18 protein-coding genes and 2 tRNA genes are annotated in these 18313 nt (G+C 68.5%); 11 read left to right on the plus strand and 9 right to left on the minus strand.

All coding sequences use genetic code 11. The annotated features are described in order from the left end of the window. Positions 1-47: 47 nt before the first annotated feature. From ABS642_RS04905 to ABS642_RS04925, 5 genes are all read left to right on the plus strand, one after another. On the plus strand, positions 48-605 hold the full coding sequence (locus tag ABS642_RS04905; RefSeq protein ID WP_282217315.1) for a sigma-70 family RNA polymerase sigma factor: 558 nt from the start codon (positions 48-50) through the stop codon (positions 603-605). Beyond that, positions 602-1705, plus strand: a complete 1104-nt coding sequence (locus ABS642_RS04910; protein WP_350352459.1) for a DUF4349 domain-containing protein — start codon at positions 602-604, stop codon at positions 1703-1705. Before ABS642_RS04905 ends, ABS642_RS04910 begins: the two co-directional genes overlap by 4 nt. Before the next feature lie 111 nt (positions 1706-1816). Next, positions 1817-2365 carry a helix-turn-helix domain-containing protein gene (locus ABS642_RS04915; protein WP_350352460.1) on the plus strand — a complete coding sequence of 183 codons (549 nt, stop codon included), beginning with the start codon at positions 1817-1819 and terminating at the stop codon, positions 2363-2365. Then, entirely contained in the window at positions 2365-3603 is a 1239-nt protein-coding gene (locus ABS642_RS04920) for an MFS transporter (RefSeq protein WP_350352461.1), read from the plus strand. Before ABS642_RS04915 ends, ABS642_RS04920 begins: the two co-directional genes overlap by 1 nt. 10 nt (positions 3604-3613) lie before the next feature. Continuing rightward, positions 3614-4927, plus strand: a complete 1314-nt coding sequence (locus ABS642_RS04925) for an acyltransferase (protein WP_350352462.1) — start codon at positions 3614-3616, stop codon at positions 4925-4927. Positions 4928-4982: 55 nt separating this feature from the next. On the opposite strand, the gene ABS642_RS04930 is transcribed toward ABS642_RS04925, so the two are convergent. Further along, a tRNA-Glu gene (locus tag ABS642_RS04930) sits at positions 4983-5055 on the minus strand. 151 nt (positions 5056-5206) lie between these two features. On the opposite strand from ABS642_RS04930, the gene ABS642_RS04935 reads away from it, so the two are divergent. Further along, positions 5207-5845: an MBL fold metallo-hydrolase gene (locus ABS642_RS04935; protein ID WP_282217320.1), complete on the plus strand. Its 639-nt coding sequence runs from the start codon at positions 5207-5209 to the stop codon at positions 5843-5845. Positions 5846-5853: 8 nt separating this feature from the next. Beyond that, positions 5854-6381 (plus strand): GNAT family N-acetyltransferase, encoded by a 528-nt coding sequence (locus tag ABS642_RS04940; RefSeq protein WP_282217496.1) that lies wholly within the window; start codon positions 5854-5856, stop codon positions 6379-6381. On the opposite strand, the gene pepN is transcribed toward ABS642_RS04940, so the two are convergent. The 4 genes from pepN to ABS642_RS04960 form a co-directional block, all read right to left on the minus strand. Next, entirely contained in the window at positions 6368-8854 is a 2487-nt protein-coding gene (gene pepN, locus ABS642_RS04945; RefSeq protein WP_350352463.1) for an aminopeptidase N, read from the minus strand. The two genes, ABS642_RS04940 and pepN, sit on opposite strands and share 14 nt — an antisense overlap. Before the next feature lie 51 nt (positions 8855-8905). Next, positions 8906-9937, minus strand: coding sequence for a DNA topoisomerase IB (locus tag ABS642_RS04950; RefSeq protein WP_350352464.1), 1032 nt, complete (start codon positions 9935-9937; stop codon positions 8906-8908). Positions 9938-10026: 89 nt separating this feature from the next. Next, positions 10027-10521 (minus strand): hypothetical protein, encoded by a 495-nt coding sequence (locus tag ABS642_RS04955; protein ID WP_282217323.1) that lies wholly within the window; start codon positions 10519-10521, stop codon positions 10027-10029. Positions 10522-10530: 9 nt separating this feature from the next. Further along, positions 10531-11853 carry an MFS transporter gene (locus tag ABS642_RS04960; protein ID WP_350353404.1) on the minus strand — a complete coding sequence of 441 codons (1323 nt, stop codon included), beginning with the start codon at positions 11851-11853 and terminating at the stop codon, positions 10531-10533. A 108-nt stretch (positions 11854-11961) separates the two neighbouring features. Between ABS642_RS04960 and ABS642_RS04965 the strand changes: the two genes are divergently transcribed. Then, positions 11962-12771 carry a hypothetical protein gene (locus ABS642_RS04965; protein WP_350352465.1) on the plus strand — a complete coding sequence of 270 codons (810 nt, stop codon included), beginning with the start codon at positions 11962-11964 and terminating at the stop codon, positions 12769-12771. A gap of 6 nt (positions 12772-12777) precedes the next feature. On the opposite strand, the gene ABS642_RS04970 is transcribed toward ABS642_RS04965, so the two are convergent. The 3 genes from ABS642_RS04970 to ABS642_RS04980 all read right to left on the minus strand — a co-directional run bounded on the left by ABS642_RS04970 (position 12778) and on the right by ABS642_RS04980 (position 14589). Then, entirely contained in the window at positions 12778-13773 is a 996-nt protein-coding gene (locus ABS642_RS04970; protein ID WP_350352466.1) for an SDR family oxidoreductase, read from the minus strand. Between the two features lie 83 nt (positions 13774-13856). Beyond that, positions 13857-13928 (minus strand) — tRNA-Gln (locus ABS642_RS04975). A 106-nt stretch (positions 13929-14034) separates the two neighbouring features. After that, positions 14035-14589 carry an ABATE domain-containing protein gene (locus ABS642_RS04980; protein WP_350352467.1) on the minus strand — a complete coding sequence of 185 codons (555 nt, stop codon included), beginning with the start codon at positions 14587-14589 and terminating at the stop codon, positions 14035-14037. Between the two features lie 130 nt (positions 14590-14719). Here ABS642_RS04980 and ABS642_RS04985 point away from each other — a divergent pair, with 130 nt between their 5' ends. Continuing rightward, a complete protein-coding gene (locus ABS642_RS04985; protein WP_350352468.1) occupies positions 14720-15166 on the plus strand; it encodes a VOC family protein in 447 nt (148 codons plus the stop codon). Between the two features lie 20 nt (positions 15167-15186). After that, entirely contained in the window at positions 15187-15432 is a 246-nt protein-coding gene (locus ABS642_RS04990; RefSeq protein ID WP_350352469.1) for a hypothetical protein, read from the plus strand. Here the strand turns inward: ABS642_RS04990 and gltX are convergent. Next, on the minus strand, positions 15388-16893 hold the full coding sequence (gene gltX / locus ABS642_RS04995; protein ID WP_350352470.1) for a glutamate--tRNA ligase: 1506 nt from the start codon (positions 16891-16893) through the stop codon (positions 15388-15390). The genes ABS642_RS04990 and gltX overlap by 45 nt on opposite strands. Positions 16894-17066: 173 nt before the next feature. On the opposite strand from gltX, the gene ABS642_RS05000 reads away from it, so the two are divergent. Further along, positions 17067-18311 carry an acyl-CoA dehydrogenase family protein gene (locus ABS642_RS05000; RefSeq protein ID WP_350352471.1) on the plus strand — a complete coding sequence of 415 codons (1245 nt, stop codon included), beginning with the start codon at positions 17067-17069 and terminating at the stop codon, positions 18309-18311. Positions 18312-18313: the final 2 nt, after the last annotated feature.

Consider the following 18313-nt stretch of genomic DNA (forward strand, 5'->3'; position numbering starts at 1 on the left):
GGCATCCGTCGACACTTTCCCAGTGAGAGACACCGAACGGAAACAGGATGCCCGTGCAGACGAGTGATCAGAGATGGGCCGCGCAGGCCGCAGCAGGCGACGAGAGTGCCTTCCGCGAGCTGTACCGTGCCCACGTACGACCGGTCTACTGGATCGCCAACGGCATCCTCGCGTCGCCCGCCGACGCCGAGGATGTGACGCAGGAGACCTTCGTGGTCGCCTGGCGAAAGCTCCCGGGGCTCGAGCTCCAGGGCGAGTCGATCCTGCCGTGGCTGGCGACGATCTGTCGCTTCCAGGCGGCGAACCGGCTCCGCCAGCGCCGCCGTGACCAGGCCCACACCGCCGAGGCCCTCGACGAGGACCTCCCGGCCACGGTCAGCGTCGAGGAGCAGGTCATCACCGCGGATCTCGCGGCGCGGATCGCCGCCGAGGTCGGCACGCTGAGCGAGCTCGATCGCGAGATCTTCCGCCTGTGCGCATCCGAGGGCTATGCCTATCAGGCGGCCGCCGAGGAGCTCGGCGTGAGCCACGCCGTCGTCCGGAACCGTCTCTCCCGAGTGCGCACCCAGTTGCGCGGCGCCGTGAAGGAAGCGAGAGACGCATGAACGACCAGACCCCCAGAGATGAGCTCCCCGAGCTCTCCGACGAGACCATCGCCCGCATCGAGACGTCCGTGTTCTCCGCGATCGCGGCGGAGCGCCCCCCGGCGGCAGCGCCGTCCGCAGCCCGTGCGCGGACCAGACGGCGTCGCTGGCTGACCGGCGCCGGGATCGCGGCTGCCTTCGTCGTGGGTGTCCTCGTGACGCCCCCGATCCTCGGCGCCGTCGGCGGCGGATCGATGATGACGGCGGACGGAGCCGGCGGGAGCGTCGCCGAATCCGGCGCGTCCTCCCCCGACCGGAGCGTCGAGGTCGCTCCCGGCGCTGTCGACGAGGCGGCGACCGACCCCTCCGCACTGGCCGGCAAGGATCTCGCGGTGAGCGACCGGGAGATCATCGCCACCGCCCGCGCCACGGTGCGGGTCAAGAGCATCACCGATGCCGCGACGGCCATCACCGCCCTGGCCGAGGAGCGCGGCGGCTACGTCGAGAGCACCGAGATCGGCAAGGCTGTGGCCGTCGACGGCACGACGGAACCGGCCCCCGCCGACTCCGGCTACGGATGGATCAGCATCCGCGTCCCCTCCGCCGAGCTGTCGGACGTGATCGCCGAGCTGGAGGAGTCCGGAGAGGTTCTTTCCTCTTCGACCTCGAAGCAGGATGTGACCTCGGTCGCGATCGACCTCCGGGCGCGCGTCGACGCCACGAAGGCATCGGTCACGCGGCTCACCGAGCTGATGGCGCAGTCCGGCAGCGTGTCGGAACTGATCGAGGCGGAGGTCGCGCTGACCGACCGTCAGGCGCAGCTCGAGTCGTACGAGCAGCAGCTCGCGTCGATCGAGGATCAGGTCGCGATGTCGACGCTCCAGGTGGAGCTGACGCGCACCGCCGCGCCCACGACGGCGGACCCCGCCGGGTTCGGCGACGGACTGCTGGCCGGTTGGAACGGCCTGGTCGTGTCGCTGAACGCGCTAGTGATCGCCGTCGGCTTCCTCCTCCCCTGGCTCGCCGTGGCCGGATTCGTCGTGCTGATCGTGTGGTTGGTCCGCCGGGCCCGCCGCAACCGCCGTGCGGCGGCGAAGACAGCGACGTCCGACGCGGACTGATCAGCTGATCTCGAGCGGCTCCCGGCACGCGCCGGGAGCCGCTCTTCGTTGATTTTCCGGGGTATACAAGAACTCTTGTGAAACCTGCGAAGCAGACTTAGCGTTCCTCTCATGGAAGACATCTCCGTGATCACCGCCGTGCACCACCCGCTGCGGCGGCGCCTGTTCGACTACCTGCTGCTGTACGGCACCTCGCAGGTCACGGTGCTCGCCCGGGCTCTCGACAGCCAGGTGGGCAGCATCAGCCACCATCTGCGGATGCTGGAGCGCGCCGGTGTCGTGGAGCGCGTGGAGGACCCGAACGGGGACAAGCGCACCAGCTGGTGGAGAGTCGCGCGGCGAGGGCTGAGCTGGTCGACCGACGACTTCGCCGACTCCCCTGCCGACGCGCTCCTCGCCCGCGAGGCGCAGCGCCAGGGCATCCGCCTGCAGTTCGAGCGGCTGCAGCGCTGGCACCGCCACCGCAGCGACGCGGCGTACGCGGACTACGACGGCTACAGCACCGACACCACCGCCTGGGCATCGCCGGGCGAGCTGGAGGACCTCTCGATCCGGCTCCTCGCCACCATTCGTCAGTGGCAGGACTCGATCGATCTCGAGGACGGCCAGGTCCGGACGCCGGTCTTCCTCTTCGCCCACGCGTTCCCGACGGAGCCCTGATGACCGCAGTCGTCGAACCGGTCCAGCTGCGCGAGGCTCCGCCGTTCCGCCGCGATCGCCTCACGCATGCGTGGATCGGGGTGAAGGCCCTCTCCGATGCAGGAGATGCGCTCTGGACGATCGCCCTGGCCTGGACCGCCGTGCAGATCGCCTCGCCAGCCGTCGCCGGCCTGATCGTCGCAGCCGGCACGGTGCCGCGAGCGGTGGTGCTGCTGTTCGGAGGTGTGATCGCCGACCGGGCCGATGCGCGCCTGGTCATGCTGCTGTTCAACACGATCCGCGTCGGCGTGCTCGTCGCCGTGACGCTCTGGGTTCTCGCGACCCCGCCGACGGTCGCCGTGCTGCTGTTCGCGGCAATCGCGTTCGGCGTGTGCGACGCCTTCTACGAGCCGTCGGCGGGCACCATCGCGCGCCGACTCGTCCGAGCATCCGACCTCCCCGCCTACGGGGCCGCGGCGCAGACGGCAACGCGCCTGGGGACCATGGGCGGCGCGGCCGTCGGAGGCGTGATCGTCGCGCACGCCGGGCTCGCCGGGAGTGCAGCGGCGAACGCCGTCACCTTCGCCTTGGTCGTCGCGTTCCTCGCGATCTGGCTGCGCCCCCGCTTCCTGCTCGCCCGCGCCGAGAAGGAATCCGCGCTGCGCGGCATCGCCCGCGGCTTCCGGCATCTCGCCGCCACCCCCACGACGCGCACGCTGGTGCTCGCCCTCTCCGGACTCAACCTGGCTGTCGGGCCGGCGGTCGGCATCGGGCTCGCACTGCGGGCGCACGACCAGGGGTGGGGCGCGCAGGCCGTCGGACTGTTCGAGGCGCTTCTGGGGCTCGGCGCGGCGATCGGCGCCGTCTCCGTGGCGAAGTGGCGTCCGCGCCGCGAGGCGGTGGCGGGGTTCTGGGCGCTCGTCGTGCAGGGCGCGGGAATCGTCGCCCTCGGATTCGGACCGATCTGGACCGTGGCGGTATCCGCCTTCGTCGTCGGGGCGACCGCCGGATACGCCTCGGTGCTGCTGAGTGCGACCTTTTCGGCGACCGTCGACACGGCTTATCTCGGACGCATGGGTTCGATCACGCGGCTGGGAGACGACTGCCTCATGCCCCTCGCCATGGCGGGGTTCGGTGCGCTGGCTTCGGCGACCTCCGTCTGGGTGCCCTTCGTGCTCTTCGGGGTCACGATGATGGGGCTGATGATCCTGCCTCTCCGTACCGGCACCTTCCGCGAGATGTCCCTGCGCTCCGGCTAGAGTCGTCGGCATGAGCAGCGCCGCCATCGATCCGACGCCCCGCACAGCGCCGGCCGACCGCGACCTCACGCTCGATCTGGCACGTGTCGTCTGCGTGCTGCTCGTCGTCTTCGTGCACATCCTCTTCACCGGGGTCGGACGGAACGCGGACGGATCGCTGCTGATCGAGAAGACCGTGGAGGCGCAGTCCTGGTTCACCGCGGCATCCTGGATCGCGAACATCATGCCGCTGTTCTTCGTGGTGGGCGGGTACGCGGCGAGAGCGGGGTGGCGATCGGCCGTCGCCCGCGGCGAGACCGCCGATGCCTTCGTGCGCGTGCGCCTCGCGCGACTCGCCCGCCCGGCACTCCCCCTCTTCCTGTTCTTCACGATCGCCCTCGGTGCGACGCGGATGCTCGGCATCGATCCCGCGCTCGTCGACACGATCGCGATCGGTGTCGGATCGCCGCTGTGGTTCCTCGCCGCGTACATGATCGCGCAGGCGCTGGCGCCGCTGATGATGCGGCTGCACGAACGCCACGGTGCCTGGGTGCTGCTCGTCCTGTTCGCGGCATCCCTCGCCGTCGACGCGATCCGCTTCCTCTTCGTCGGGGGCGTGCTCGGCATCGAACCGGTGCCGCCCGGCGGCTACGGTCTCGGTCAGGAGCTCTTCGGCATCCCGAACATCGTCTTCGTCTGGCTGTTCGCGCAGCAGGTCGGCTTCTTCCTCTACGACGGGTGGTTCGCGCGCAGATCGTGGTGGCAGCTGATCCTCCTCATCGCCGGCGGCTACGCGCTCCTGTGGGGTCTTGTGTCGCTCGGCGGCTACACGGAGAGCATGCTCGGCAACCAGTGGCCGCCGACAGCCACGATGGCCGCGCTCGCGATCATCCAGGCCTCCGCGCTGACGCTGCTGCATGCGCCATTGACCACGCTGATGCGCACGCGCGCGGCGCAGGGAGCGGTCTTCCTGATCGGCTCCCGCCTCATGACCATCTACCTCTGGCACCTGCCGATGATCATGGTGCTCATCGGCATCGAGCTCCTGCTGCCCCTGCCGCTGCCCGCACCCGGCAGCGCGGTGTGGTGGTGGACGCGACCGGTCTTCCTGGTCGTGGTGCTGGCCGCGGTCTGGCTGCTCTCGCTGTGGCTCATCCGCTTCGAGACGGTTCCTGCGCCGGGCGTCGCCGTCGTTCCTTCGCGCGCGGCGATAGTCGGGGCCGTTCTGCTCTTCGTCCTGCCGATCATCGCGATCACGGCGTACGGTCTCGACTTCCCGCTCGCGGCGGTCGCGGCCATCGGCGCGGGTGCGGCGCTGTGCGTGACGCGGTCGCAGCGGCGGTGAGCCCGTCCGGATACGAAGAAAGCCCCCGGCGAACCGGGGGCTTTCTGGTGTCGTGTGACCCCAGCGGGATTCGAACCCGCGTTACCGCCGTGAGAGGGCAGCGTACTAGGCCGCTATACGATGGGGCCGTCTGGCCGGACGTTTCCGTCCCGCGACAACCGTTCAAGTATGCCACGACGATTCTCGCTCCGCAAAATCGAGCCGCCCCTTCCGGACTCTCGGGCGTGGCGGGCGCCGAATGTGTTTGCCGCCGAGCGTCCGAAGGGGTTGACTCGTCTCATGCGCGTCACGAAGTTCGAACATGCCACCCTCCGCATCGATGTGAACCAGGACACCCTCCTGGTCGATCCGGGCTCCTTCACCTCTCCGCTCGTCGATCTCGGCGGCCTCGTCGGCGTGGTGATCACCCACGAGCACCCGGATCACTGGACTCCCGACCACCTCGATCGCCTTCTGCGCGATGCCCCGGGAACCCCGATCTACGCGCCCTCCGGCGTCGCGCGCGCTGCCGAGGGGTATGAGATCACCGTGGTGGCCCCCGGCGACACGGTCGAGGTCGGCGCATTCACCCTTCGGTTCTTCGGCGGCACGCACGAGGTCATCCACTCCTCACTCCCGGTCGTCGAGAACGTCGGAGTGCTCGTCAACGATGAGCTCTACTACCCGGGCGACTCCTACGCCGTTCCCGAGGGCGTCGAGGTCGACACGCTCGCCGCTCCGCTGGGCGCGCCCTGGCTCAAGATCGGCGAGGCCATGGACTACGTGCTCGCAGTGAAGCCGAAGCGCTCCTTCGGCACCCACGACATGACGCTGTCCGTCATCGGCAAGAACATGCACCGCCAGCGGCTGCAGTGGGCGACCGAGCAGGGCGGCGGCGAGTTCACGGTGCTCGAGCCCGGCGACGCCCTCGACCTGTGACCGGATCCGTGCGTCGGCTTCTCCCGCCGCCGACCCCGCGCCTGCGGTTCCGTGAGATGACCGCTGACGACCTCGATGCGATGGCCGATCTGCTCGGCGACCCCGAGGTCATGGCGTACTACCCGGCTCCGAAGACGCGGCCGGAGAGTGCCGAGTGGATCGCCCGCATGCGAGATCGGTATGAAACGCACGGTCATGCCCTCTGGATCATCGAGACGCACGAGGGCGTATTCGTCGGCGATTGCGGCATCACATGGCAATCGGTCAACGATGCTCCCGTCCTGGAGGTGGGCTACCACGTGCGCCGCTCGATGCAACGACGGGGACTGGCGACGGAAGCGGCACGGGCCTGCGTGCACCTCGTCGCGCAGGAGTTCGCACCGACGCTGCTGACCGCGATCATCCATCCGGACAACGCCGCATCCCGCGGCGTCGCCGAGAACCTCGGCATGACCCACATCGACGACGATCACGCGCATCCATGGATCGTCCGCACGGTGATGGGAATGCAGGTCTCCCCCGTCAGCTCCGCGTGATCGCCCGCACCCGGAGCGAACGCTCCAGGTGGTCGCGCTGCTCGATGACGAGACGCCGGAGCGCGGCCGGAGCCTGCTCGTTCTCGGCGAGCCAGGCGTCCGCGAGCACCAGGGACTCGCCCGCGGGGAAGAGGCCGACGACGAGGCGCCGCGCGATCTCGATGCTGCGCGTGCCCCACGCCTCCCCGACCCGGGAGTAGTAGTCCGCGTCGAACTGCGCGATGAGGTCGCGGCGTCCGCCGGCCCGGAAGCCGGAGATCTCGGCATCCAGGTGATCGTTGCTCAACGAGCGATCACCCCACGCCGCGTCCCAGGCAGCCCGACGCACGTCCGCATCCGGGCGAGACGACAGGGCGCGCCGCGCTGCCGTGCGACCGCTGCCCGTGTCGTCGCGCGTGAGTTCGGCGTCGATGTCGTCCGCATCCGCATGGCCGGTCGTGACGAGGGCCGTCAGAAGCTGCCACCGCAGATCGGGATCGACAGTGAGCCCGTCGGGAACCCGGCCGTCGAGCAGCGCCCGCACCTCCTCATGCCGCACGTCGTCGAAGGCGGATGCCGAGGCGAGCGCCCGCGCCCACGACAGCTGCGAGTCGCTGCCGGCCTCCGCGGCCTGCAGGGCGCTCCACGTCGCCTCGGTCCATGCACGCTGCTCCTGGACGCGGTGCGCGTCGGGAACGAACTGACGCACCGCCGAGGCGGCGTTGGCGAGCACGCCGGAGAGCAGGCCGATGTTCGGCTCCCCCGGCGCGTGCGCCCGCACGATCGAGAGATAGCGGCGCGCATCGAGCGCGCCGTCGCGCGTCGCGTTCCAGATGGACGACCACACGAGGGCCCGCGCGAGCGGATCGTCGATCGCGGACAGCGACTCCTCCACGGTGCGCAGCGAGCGCTCGTCGAGTCGTGCCTTCGCGTAGGTGAGATCGTCGTCGTTGACGAGCACGAGGTCGGCCTCGCCGAGGTCCAGCTCTGTGATCTCGCCGACGATGTCGAGCTCGACCTGCTCACGCCGCACCACGCGACCGTCGACGCGATCGTAGAGTCCGATGCGCAGACGGTGCGGGCGCGGATCCGTCTGCCTCAGCGTGCGACGTCCATCGGCGTCCGTCTCGATCCACAGGGCCGACACTCCGGATGTCTGCAGCCACGCTCGCGACCAATCGCTCATGTCGCGACCGGAGACGGCACTCAGCTCGACGAGGAAGTCGTCCAGAGTCGTGTTGCCGAACGCGTTCGCGGCGAAGTACCGGCGCGCGCCCTCGAAGAAGGCGTCGTCGCCGACGAAGGCGACGAGCTGCTTGAGCACAGCCGCGCCCTTGGCATACGTGATGCCGTCGAAGTTCAGCTTCGCGGCCTCCAGGTCGGTGATGTCGGCGACGATCGGATGCGTGGTCGGCAGCTGGTCCTGCTGATACGCCCAGGCCTTGCGGTTCGCGGCGAACTTCACCCAGGCGTCATGGAACCGCGTCGCCACCGCGGAGGCGTGCGAGCCCATGTAGTCCGCGAACGACTCCTTCAGCCAGAGGTCGTCCCACCACGTCATCGTGACGAGATCGCCGAACCACATGTGCGCCATCTCGTGGAGGATCGTGTTCGCGCGCGCCGCGCGCTGGGCATCCGTGGCCGCTCCGCGGGAGATGTAGCCCTCGGTGAAGGTCACGAGGCCCGGGTTCTCCATGGCGCCGAGGTTGTACTCCGGGACGAAGATCTGGTCGTACTTGCCCCACGGGTACGGGTAGGCGAAGGCATCCGTGAAGAAGTCGAGGCCCTGACGGGTGACCTCCAGGATCTCGTCCGCCTCGAGATGCTGCGCGAGGGAACGGCGGACGAAGACCCCGAGCGGGATGCGCTGGTCGTCGCGCTCCCAGGCGCCGTCGACGCGGGCATAGGGGCCGGCGGCGACGACCGTGATGTAGCTCGAGATCGGCAGGGTCGGAGCGAACTCCACGTGCTGGACGCCCAGTCCGGGTTCGATGCGCTCCGGCGCCTGGTTCGACAGGACCTCCCAGCCCGACGGAGCATCCACGACGAACGTGTATGCGGCCTTCATGTCGGGCTGTTCGAAGCAGGCCATCACACGGCGCGAGTCGGCGGGCTCGTACTGCGTGTACAGATAGGTCGCATCATCGACAGGATCGTGGAAGCGGTGCAGCCCCTCGCCGGATCGGCTGTACGCGCCGACCGCCTCGACCCGGACCACGTTGGATGCGGCCAGCCCCGAGAGCGCGATCCGGGATCCGTCGTAGACGACCTCCTGCTCCGCGCCGTTGACGACGACGCGCCGCACCTCTTCGCCGATGAAGTCGACCCATGTCGTGTCCGTCGTCGCGTCGAACTCGAGCGTCGTCGTCGTGGGGAACCCTGTCCGAGCGCGCTCCGGCGCTCCGGTCAGGTCGAGCTCGACACGGATGGTGCGCACGGTGACCGCTGCGGATCGCGCCGCGGTCTCCTGCCTGCTGAGGTTGGCGGTGTCCATGCCTCCATCCTTTCACCCAGGTCGCCGGAGGCCGGACAGCAGCCTCGCCGTTCAGCGCCGCCGTCGGCTCTTGTCGCGACGCCCGCTCTTCTCCCGACGGTTGGCCTTGCGCGACTTCTCGGGCCCGCCGAGAAGCCGACGGATGGCCGTCTCTGGACTCACGGTCAGGTCGAGCGTCTGACCGCGGGCGTAGAGCGTGAAGACCCGGGGATCGATGTAGCTCCCTCGCGCGACGGCCGTCGTGTTCCCCAGCGCTGTCGCGGTCGCCTGGACCGCAAGTCGCTCGGCCTTGGCCCGATCCCCGCGACCATCGAGTTCACCGATACGTGCCAGTGCATCGGCCGCGGTGATCGTGCCATGGAGCGTGCGGAAGTCCTTCGCCGAGAATGTCGCACCGGTGATCTCGCGCACGTAGGCATTGACCTCCGCCGGAGTGATGCGCACACGGCGACGCCCCTTGCGGTACGCCAGCAGGAACTCTCGGGGCCCGCCGGCGGCGAATTCCGTGAGCGCTTCTGCAAGCGAATCGTCGGTGATCTCGATCGAGGCCGTCCGACCGCTCTTCGCCGGGAAGGACAGGGCGACATCGCTGCCGTCCAGCTTCACGTCGCGTCGACGCAGAGTCGTCAGACCGCGGCTGCCGTGCCGCACCAGGTAGCGCTCGGACCCGATGCGGAGTGCGGCATCGTCGAGCAGCCGGAAGGAGATCGCGAGAGCCTTGTCCTTCGTCTGCCCGTCGTCGCCGAGCGCGCGGGTCACCTGTGCCCGTGCGCTGGGGAGCGCGGCGGCGAGATCCAACGCGCGGACGAACTTGCGCCGGTCCCGGGAGACCCGCCACAGCGGGTGATAGAGGTACTGCTTACGCCCAGCCTCGTCGACGCCCACAGCCTGGATATGGGCCAGCGGATCGGCGGCGATCCAGACGTCGGTCCAGGCCGGCGGGATCACCAGATCATGGATCCGTTCCCGGTCGGCCTCCGGTGCGATCGCCCCTTCCGGACCCGCGTAGCGGAACCCGGAACCCGATCGCACCCGCCGGAATCCCGGATCATCCCCGGGAACGACGCGATTCAGTCTCGCCATCCGTGCTGCCTCCCTCGACTCGTTCTCGGATCGAGGATGTCGCGCTTCTCCCGACGGTGAAAGGGAGTGGCGTCGCCTGCTCCTCCGTGCTATCGATCGTCGGCGCGAGGTACAGCGAAGGTGCTGCGCATGTGGTCGCTCGTGAGGAAATCCGCGATCCCGATCATGATCAGGCTGAAGACGATCTGCTCGGACACCATCCACAGCGGATACAAGCCGGGGATCGCCGCCATCACGAGCGTGATGACGGGGAAGATCTGCGCAAACAGCCGCAGCCGGCGATACGCCCAACGCCACCCGCGCTGTGCCCGCCAGGCGAAGTAGAACAACGTGGCGGTCATCGCGAGTACGACGAGTGTCCGCATCCAGACGGCGAAGGAGACCGACTCCCCGTCGACGGCCAGCAGCAGCGCGACGGCAACGGCTCCGACACCGATCACGAGCTCCACGACGAGGAGCCAGAGGATCCAGGTGAACGCTCGCACGGTCTTGGGGTGCGTGCGGTCGGCCTCGCTGATCGCGACGCCGGCCTGCCGTCCGCCGGCGATCCGGTCGAGACGGAGAAAGAGGGATTCCAGAGCCATGGCTGGAGCCTATGGGCTTCGACGCTCGGCGGCCTCGTCCGTTCGATGGATGCCGGACGCGCCCGCCGTCCCGATATCCGGTGTGCCTTCGGTTCCGACGGACGAGAGCCCGTTGGCCTCGGGCATGATGACCCGTTCCAGCACCAGTGCCAGCAGACCGACGGCGAGACCACCCGCCACCATCAGACCGATGAACCAGACGTCCAGGCCTTCGCCCAGCATCACCCCGGCGACGAGCGGCCCCAGGATCGCGCCTCCCTGGAACGCAGCCGAGTTGATCGCGTTGTATCGGCCGCGCGTGCGGTCGGAGGCGAGGTCGTTGTAGATCGCCGGGACCGTCGGCTGCAGCATCGTCTCACCGAAGGCGAAGACCCCCATGAAGGCGATGACGCCGATCGCGGCGGTGATGGTCCCTGGGAGGAATCCGGTGGCCCCCAGCAGCACCCAGGAGAGCGCCCAGATGAGCGCCATGACCCGCATGACCCGCGTGCGCCTCTTTCCGGAGATGAGTCGGAGGACCGTGAACTGCAAGAGCACGATCACCGCGGTGTTCACCGCGAAGGCGAGGCCGACGACCTGCGTCGACACCTCGGCGACCTGGCGCGCGAAAGCGGGGAACCCGGCCTCCATCTGCCCGTAGCCGATGAAGACCGACAGGAAGGTCAGCAGAGTCAGCCACAGTACGGCGGGACGTCGCAGGATCTCGCGGTAGCCGCCGACCGCCGGGGCGTCGTCATCGGCATCGGACTGCGTGCGCACCCGGCGGAGAGGCCCGAGCAGCAGCGCGAGCGGGATCAGGCTCGTCGCGGCATCGATCAGGAAGATCGTCGTGAACGTGGCGGGATCGTGCACATCGACGAAGAAGCCGCCGATCACGCCGCCGACGCCGATGCCGAGATTCACGAGAGCGAAGTTGACGCCGAAGTACTGCTGGCGCACCTCGCCGTCGACCACGGTCGCGATGAGCGCGTTGAACCCCGGCCAGGAGACGCCGAAGTTCACGCCGATCAGCACGACGGCGACCGCCGCGACCGCGGGGTGCGTCGCGAACGCGAGCAGCGCGCAGCCCGCGATCATGCTGAGGAGTCCCGCGATCAGCACCCGCCTGGCACCGTAGCGGTCGATCAGCGTGCCGCCGGGGCCCGTGACGATCAACCCCGTGATGGCGATGAGGCTCATCAGCGCTCCGGAGATCCCGAGATCGAAGCCGCGGACCTCGTGGAGGTAGATGATCGTGAACGGGAGCGTCATCCCTCGACCGAGTGTCTGGATCGCCACGGTCGACAGCAGCCAGCGCCCCTCGGTGGGCAGCGCGTTCCAGAAGGTCCTCATGCCGGTCACCCATGCATTCTTCCGGATACCTCGGACATTCATCCGTCGGAGAGCAGAACCGGTATGTCGGAGTATCAGGATTCGACCCGTTCTGAGATGATCCTGAACATGGCACTGTCTTTCGAGGATTTCCGCGCGTCCCTGCTGAGTGCGGATGGACGGCGGTTCCTCGGCATCCAACTGACGGATGCCGAGGCGCAGCAGGTGCACGACGACGCGGCATCCGCGCAGAGCTGGTACTCCTACTGGCTCACCACTCCGGCGGCCGCATCGGCGGCACCCGCCCTGCCGGCGTACCCGCCCGTGCAGCAGGCTCCTCTCGGTGACCACGATCTGACGCGCATCCTCCCCGCCGCACCGGGCGCATACGCGGGTGGATCTCCGTACCCCTCGGCTCTCCCGCCGACGGACACGGCTCCGCGGAAGAAGAACGTCGGACTCTGGGTCACGCTCTCGATCCTCGGCGCCCTGCTGCTGATCGCTGCGATCGTCGTCGTCTTCGCCTTCACGACCGCGCGCCATTGGACCAAGGTCGATGTGCCCGAGAAGCCCGAGACGTTCCACAGCGAGGAATTCGAGACCGGACGGTTCGACGTGGCCATGGACGCGGTCAACCCGTGCTTCGTGAACCAGGACTGGACCGACTGCATCAATGCGATGCAGGCGCAGTATGACGCGACGTGCGCCGGTGTCGAGCTGACCGAGTCGGCGGCCGCCCTGTGCGCGGACTACCTCTCGGCCGTCGGCGAGATGAGGGCCCTCGACGAGCCCGGGTCGTATGTGGCCACGCTCGGCGACTACGGCAGCCTCTCGCGCACCGCCGAGATCGACACCCGCCAGGTGTCCAACAACGATCAGGCGCCGGCCGTCACCCACGAGGCCGTGTGCTACCTGGGCTTCATCGGAGAGTGCGAGTAACTCCGATCAGCTCCGCGGCAGAGCGAGGATGCGCTCGAACGCCGCGTCGGCCTCCGCATCGACGATCTGCCGCGCCGGGTCGGCGTCGTACCAGGCCAGGATCTCGTCTGCGCCCTGGTCGAACGTCACGGTGGTCCGGAACTCGGGCACGAGGGCTCTGACCTTGCTGTTGTCGAAGATCATCGAGTGCGCCTTGTCGCCGAGCAGTCCGTCGCCCCACCTGGGGTGCACGGCGGCGATCGTCTCGGAGGCGACGTGCACGAGCTCGAGGTCGACGCCGGCGGCCGCGCCGATCCAGCGGTAGATCTGATCCCACGTGGGCGCGTGGTCCCCGGTCAGATGGAACACGTCGCCGACGGCAGCGGGATGACCGAGGAGTCCCACGAAGCCGACCGCGAAGTCTCGCGTGTGCGTGATCGTCCACAGGCTGGACCCGTCGCCGTGGACCACCACCGGCTTGCCCGCGCGCATCCGGGCGATGTCGGTCCATCCCCCGAGCGTCGGCACCGACGTCGCATCGTAGGTGTGCGAAGGGCGCACGATCGTGGAGGGGAAATCTCGTTCCCGGTAGGCCGAGACGAGCAGCTCCTCGCAGGCGATCTTGTCTCGCGAATATTGCCAGTAGGGATTGCGCAGCGGCGTGGATTCGGTGACCGGGAGGCGTGACGGCGGCGTCTGATACGCCGACGCCGAGCTGATGAACACGTACTGCCCTGTGCGTCCCTCGAAGAGATCGACGCCCGACTGCACCTGCCGCGGCGTGAAGGACAGGAAGTCCGCCACGACGTCGAAGTCCTCTCCGGCAGCGTTCAGCGCTGCTCGGGTCGCCTCCGGATCCCTGATGTCGGCGACGATCGACCGGGCGCCGGTGGGCAGGGGGCGGATGCCGGTCGTCCCGCGATTCAGCACGGTGACGTCGTGGCCGACCTCGAGGGCGTGGGACACGCTCGCGGAGCTGATGATCCCCGTGCCGCCGATGAACAGGATCCGTTGTGGGCTCATGACGTCAGTCTGTCAGGAACACCCTGAGGAGAACCACTCGCATCAACGACAAAACCCCCGCTCACGCGAGGGTTTTCATCTTGCTGGGGTACCTGGACTCGAACCAAGAATAACGGAACCAGAAACCGTCGTGTTGCCAATTACACCATACCCCAAGGGCGAAACCGGAGCCTCGCACCGAGAATCAAGCCTACCGGAGCGCGCGCAGAACGCCAAAACGCCCCACGGTCACGCACACTCGGGCGCGTCGCGCTCGAGACGTCACGCCGACGCTTCCGCGCCCGCCCGGTGGCGCGCTCGGAAGTTCGCCGCCTTCACCCGGTTTCCGCAGGTCTTCATGGCGCACCACTCACGGCGATGGCCGCGAGACCGATCGAGATACACCTGGGTGCACTCGGGGCGAGCACACTCGCGCAGCAGCGCAGCATCCTCCCCTCCGACGATCTCGACCGCCTGCCGAGCCAGGGACGACAGCCCCTGGGTGACGGTCCCCGATCGCCGCACCGCGCCGTCGAGCCGCACGCCGATCGGCATCCCCTCGGCGAAGCGGTTCACGATCTCTCTCGCGGAGCCGGGGATCGCCTCGCCGCGCCGTCGTGCGCTCACGAGGTCGTAGACGGCCTCGCGCAGGGCGATGGCCGCCTCGAGGTCGCCGGTCGCAACGTCCGGAGCGTCGTGGACCAGCCCGGATTCCTCGAACCACGCCGTGAGCGCGGCGTCGGAGTCGAGCTTCTCCGCCGGCGACGCGTTGCGGCGCGCGCGCAGCGTTCCGACGAAGTCGAGCGCGGGGGCCCCGCAGGGGAAGGCATGCATCATGTAACCATTCTGAAGGGTGACCGCGGATTGAGCAATCCGGAATAACCAGCTTGACAAGTTACGTTGAAAGCAACAACAGCGGTAACCGCTTCAACTAGTTACACACACCACCCACACGAACAGGCTCATCATGGAACTCACACTCGAGATCGTCGTCCTCCCCGTCTCCGACGTCGATCGCAGCAAGGCCTTCTACACCCGTCTGGGCTTCCGCCTCGACGCCGACTTCACCACCGAGCGCGGTCTGCGAGTCGTCCAAGTGACGCCTCCGGGGAAGGGCACAGCCTCGATCATCCTCGGCGAGAACCTGACGGATGCCGCTCCGGGCTCGGTGCGCGGACTGCACCTCGTCACCCCCGATCTCGAAGCGGCGCGCGCCGAGCTCGTCACCGGCGGCGCGGAAGTCTCGGAGGTATGGCACGACGCCGACGGCATCTTCCACTGGGCAGGCTCCCGCAACCGTCTTCCGGGCGCGAACACCCAGCACGACAGCTATTCGTCGTACGTCTCGTTCGACGACCCCGACGGGAACGAGTGGATCATCCAGCAGATCGTCGACCGCCTCCCCGGGCGTTGATCCCGGAAGCCGGGAACGCCATGGACGAGACGACGCGCATCCTCCAGGACCTGCTCACGCGTGCGGCCGCCGCGCACGGCGTGCACGAACAGGAGAACCTCGGTGGGGTCTATGACGAGCAGTGGCCGCAGTGGTACGCGGCCCACATGAATGCGGCCCTCGAAGACCTCGGGCTTCGCATCCTCTCCGCCGACTCCGATGCAGCCTTGGCGGCCGAGGACTCAGCTCGCGAGGAACTCGGCGAGACCCCGCAGACGACGCAGTGACTCGTCCTTCCCGAGCAGCTCCATCGACTCGAACAGCGGCGGCGAGACCCGACGACCCGTGATCGCGACGCGCGGCGGACCGTAGGCGACGCGCGGCTTGAGCTCCAGGGTCTCGACGAGGGCGTGGGCGAGGGCATCCTGGATCTTCTCCGGCGTGAACTCGCTCACGGGCTCGAGCGCCGCGACGCACGCCTCGAGCACCTCAGCCGCATTCGCAGGCAGGCCCTTGAGCGCGTCGGTGTCGTACGTGACCTCGTCCGTGAACAGGAAGCCGACCATGCCGGGCACCTCGCCGAGCAGTTGCACGCGCTCCTGCACGAGGGGCGCGACGCGGAAGGCGGTGACGAGCTGTTCGCGGGTCGGCTCGTCGAAGAGTCCGGCGGCCGCCAGGTAAGGAACCGTGCGCTCGGCGAAGTCCTTCTCGTCGAGCATCCGGATGTGGTCGCCGTTGATCGACTCGGCCTTCTTCTGGTCGAAGCGGGCCGGGTTCGGGTTGACGTTCTCGACGTCGAAGGCGGCGGTGAACTCGTCCAGCGAGAAGACGTCGCGATCGTGTCCGATCGACCACCCCAGCAGGGCCAGGTAGTTGAGCAGGCCCTCGGGGATGAAGCCGCGATCACGGTGCAGGAACAGGTCGGCCTGCGGGTCGCGCTTCGAGAGCTTCTTGTTGCCGGTCTCCCCCAGCACGAGCGGCATGTGCGCGAAGCGTGGGACGAAGGTCGTGACGCCCGCGTCGATCAGCGCCGCGTAGAGCGCGAGCTGACGTGCGGTCGACGGCATCAGGTCTTCACCGCGGAGCACATGGGTGATGCCCATCAGCGCGTCGTCGACCGGGTTCACGAACGTGTAGAGCGGGATGCCGTTCGGCCGTACGACCACGAAATCGGGGAACGACCCCGCGGGGAACGTGACCTCGCCGCGGATGAGATCGACGTAGGTGAGATCCTCGTCGGGAACGCGCAGGCGCAGAGCCGGCTGCCGTCCCTCGGCGCGGAACGCCTCCTTCTGCGCTTCGGTGAGGTCCCGATCGAAGTTGTCGTAGCCGAGCTGCTTGGCGCGACCGTTCGCCTCGTTGCGAGCGTCGATCTCCTCCGCGTTCGAGAAGCTCTCGTAGAGGGCGCCCGACGCGAGGAGCTTGTCGATGACCCCGCGGTAGATGTCGTGGCGCTCGGACTGCCGGTAGGGCGCGTGCGGTCCGCCGACCTCGACGCCCTCGTCCCAGTCGATCTTGAGCCACGTCAGCGCGTCCAGCAGCTGGCGGTAGCTCTCCTCACTGTCGCGCGCGGCATCGGTGTCTTCGATGCGGAAGACCAGCTTGCCGCCGTTGTGGCGGGCGTATGCCCAGTTGAAGAGGGCGGTGCGCACCAGGCCGACATGCGGCAGGCCGGTCGGCGAGGGGCAGAAGCGGACGCGGACGTCGGCACCACGTGCAGTCGTGGTGAGGGGGTGAGGGGTAGCCATAGCCCTTCGATTCTAGTTGGCGAACCTCCGCCGTCTGTCGGCGATCCCGGAGCCCTCGGGCGACGCATCCGGTCACCCCGGGTAACAGTCGCTCACTCCGGGTAACCCACCGGCGCCGTCGTCCGGAACACTCCTATCGTTGCGGCACACGCCCACGACCGGAAGGCAGAATCATGAGCATCACATCCCCCGTGACCACTGGACTCGGCAATCGCTGGCAGGACGTCGCCGCACCGCGAGACAGCGAGGAATGGCTCGACAGAGCGCAGGAGGTCGCCGACATCCTCGTGGTCGACGCCGTCGAGCGCGACCGCGCCAATGCGACGCCGCACGCCGAGGTGCAGCTGCTCAAGGACTCGGGGCTCATCACGCTGCTCGGTCCTGTCGCTCACGGCGGCGCCGGCGAGAGCTGGGACACGGCGTACAAGGTGATCCGGACCGTCGCCCGGGGCGACGGATCGATCGGTCAGGTGCTCGGATACCACTACCTCTGGGCGTGGGCGGCGCGACTGGTCGCGACCGACGAGCAGATCACCGCCGTGGAAGAGCTCTACACGACGAACCGCTTCGTCTTCGGCGGCGCGGTGAACCCCCGGGATTCCGACCTCGTCATCCGCGAAGACGGCGACGAGCTCGTCTTCTCCGGCCGGAAGTCGTTCTCCACCGGTGGCAAGATCTCCGACCTCACGGTCCTCGAAGGCGTTCTCGAAGGGACGGAGACGCACATCTTCGCGATCGTCCCGACCGACCAGGACGGCATCGTGTTCGCCGACGACTGGGACAACCTCGGTCAGCGACTCACCGAGTCCGGATCCGTCGAGATCCGCGACGTGCGCGTGCCCTGGGCATCCGCCGCCGGGTTCGTGGACAAGGTCTTCCAGCCGCTCACGTACAACACCCTCAACGTCCCCGCGATCCAGCTCGTGTTCGCGAACTTCTATCTCGGCATCGCCCAGGGCGCTCTCGAGACGGCCTCGGCGTACACGCGCACCACCACCCGTGCGTGGCCGTACGGCGGCGACGACAAGCAGCGCGCGACCGACGAGTGGTACCTGCGCGAGGGGTACGGCGATCTGGCCTCCAAGCTCTGGGCGGACGAGGCGCTGCTCGATGCCGTCGGCGCCGAGATCAGTGCCGTCCTCCACGCCCCGCGCGAGGAGCTCACCGCGCGCCGCCGCGGTGAGATCGCCGTGCGCATCGCAGCCGGCAAGCTGCGGATCGTCGACGACGGCCTGGAGGTCGCCACGAAGGTCTACGAGCTCGCCGGCGCCCGTGCGTCGTCGAACGCCGTCGGGCTCGACATCTTCTGGCGCAACCTGCGCACGCACAGCCTGCACGATCCGATCGCGTACAAGAAGCGCGAGGTCGGCGGGTTCGTGCTGCTGGGCGAGGTGCCGGAACCGACCTGGTACACCTGAGC

It is taken from the genome of Microbacterium sp. A8/3-1, assembly GCF_040267695.1.
Taxonomy (GTDB): domain Bacteria; phylum Actinomycetota; class Actinomycetes; order Actinomycetales; family Microbacteriaceae; genus Microbacterium; species Microbacterium luteolum.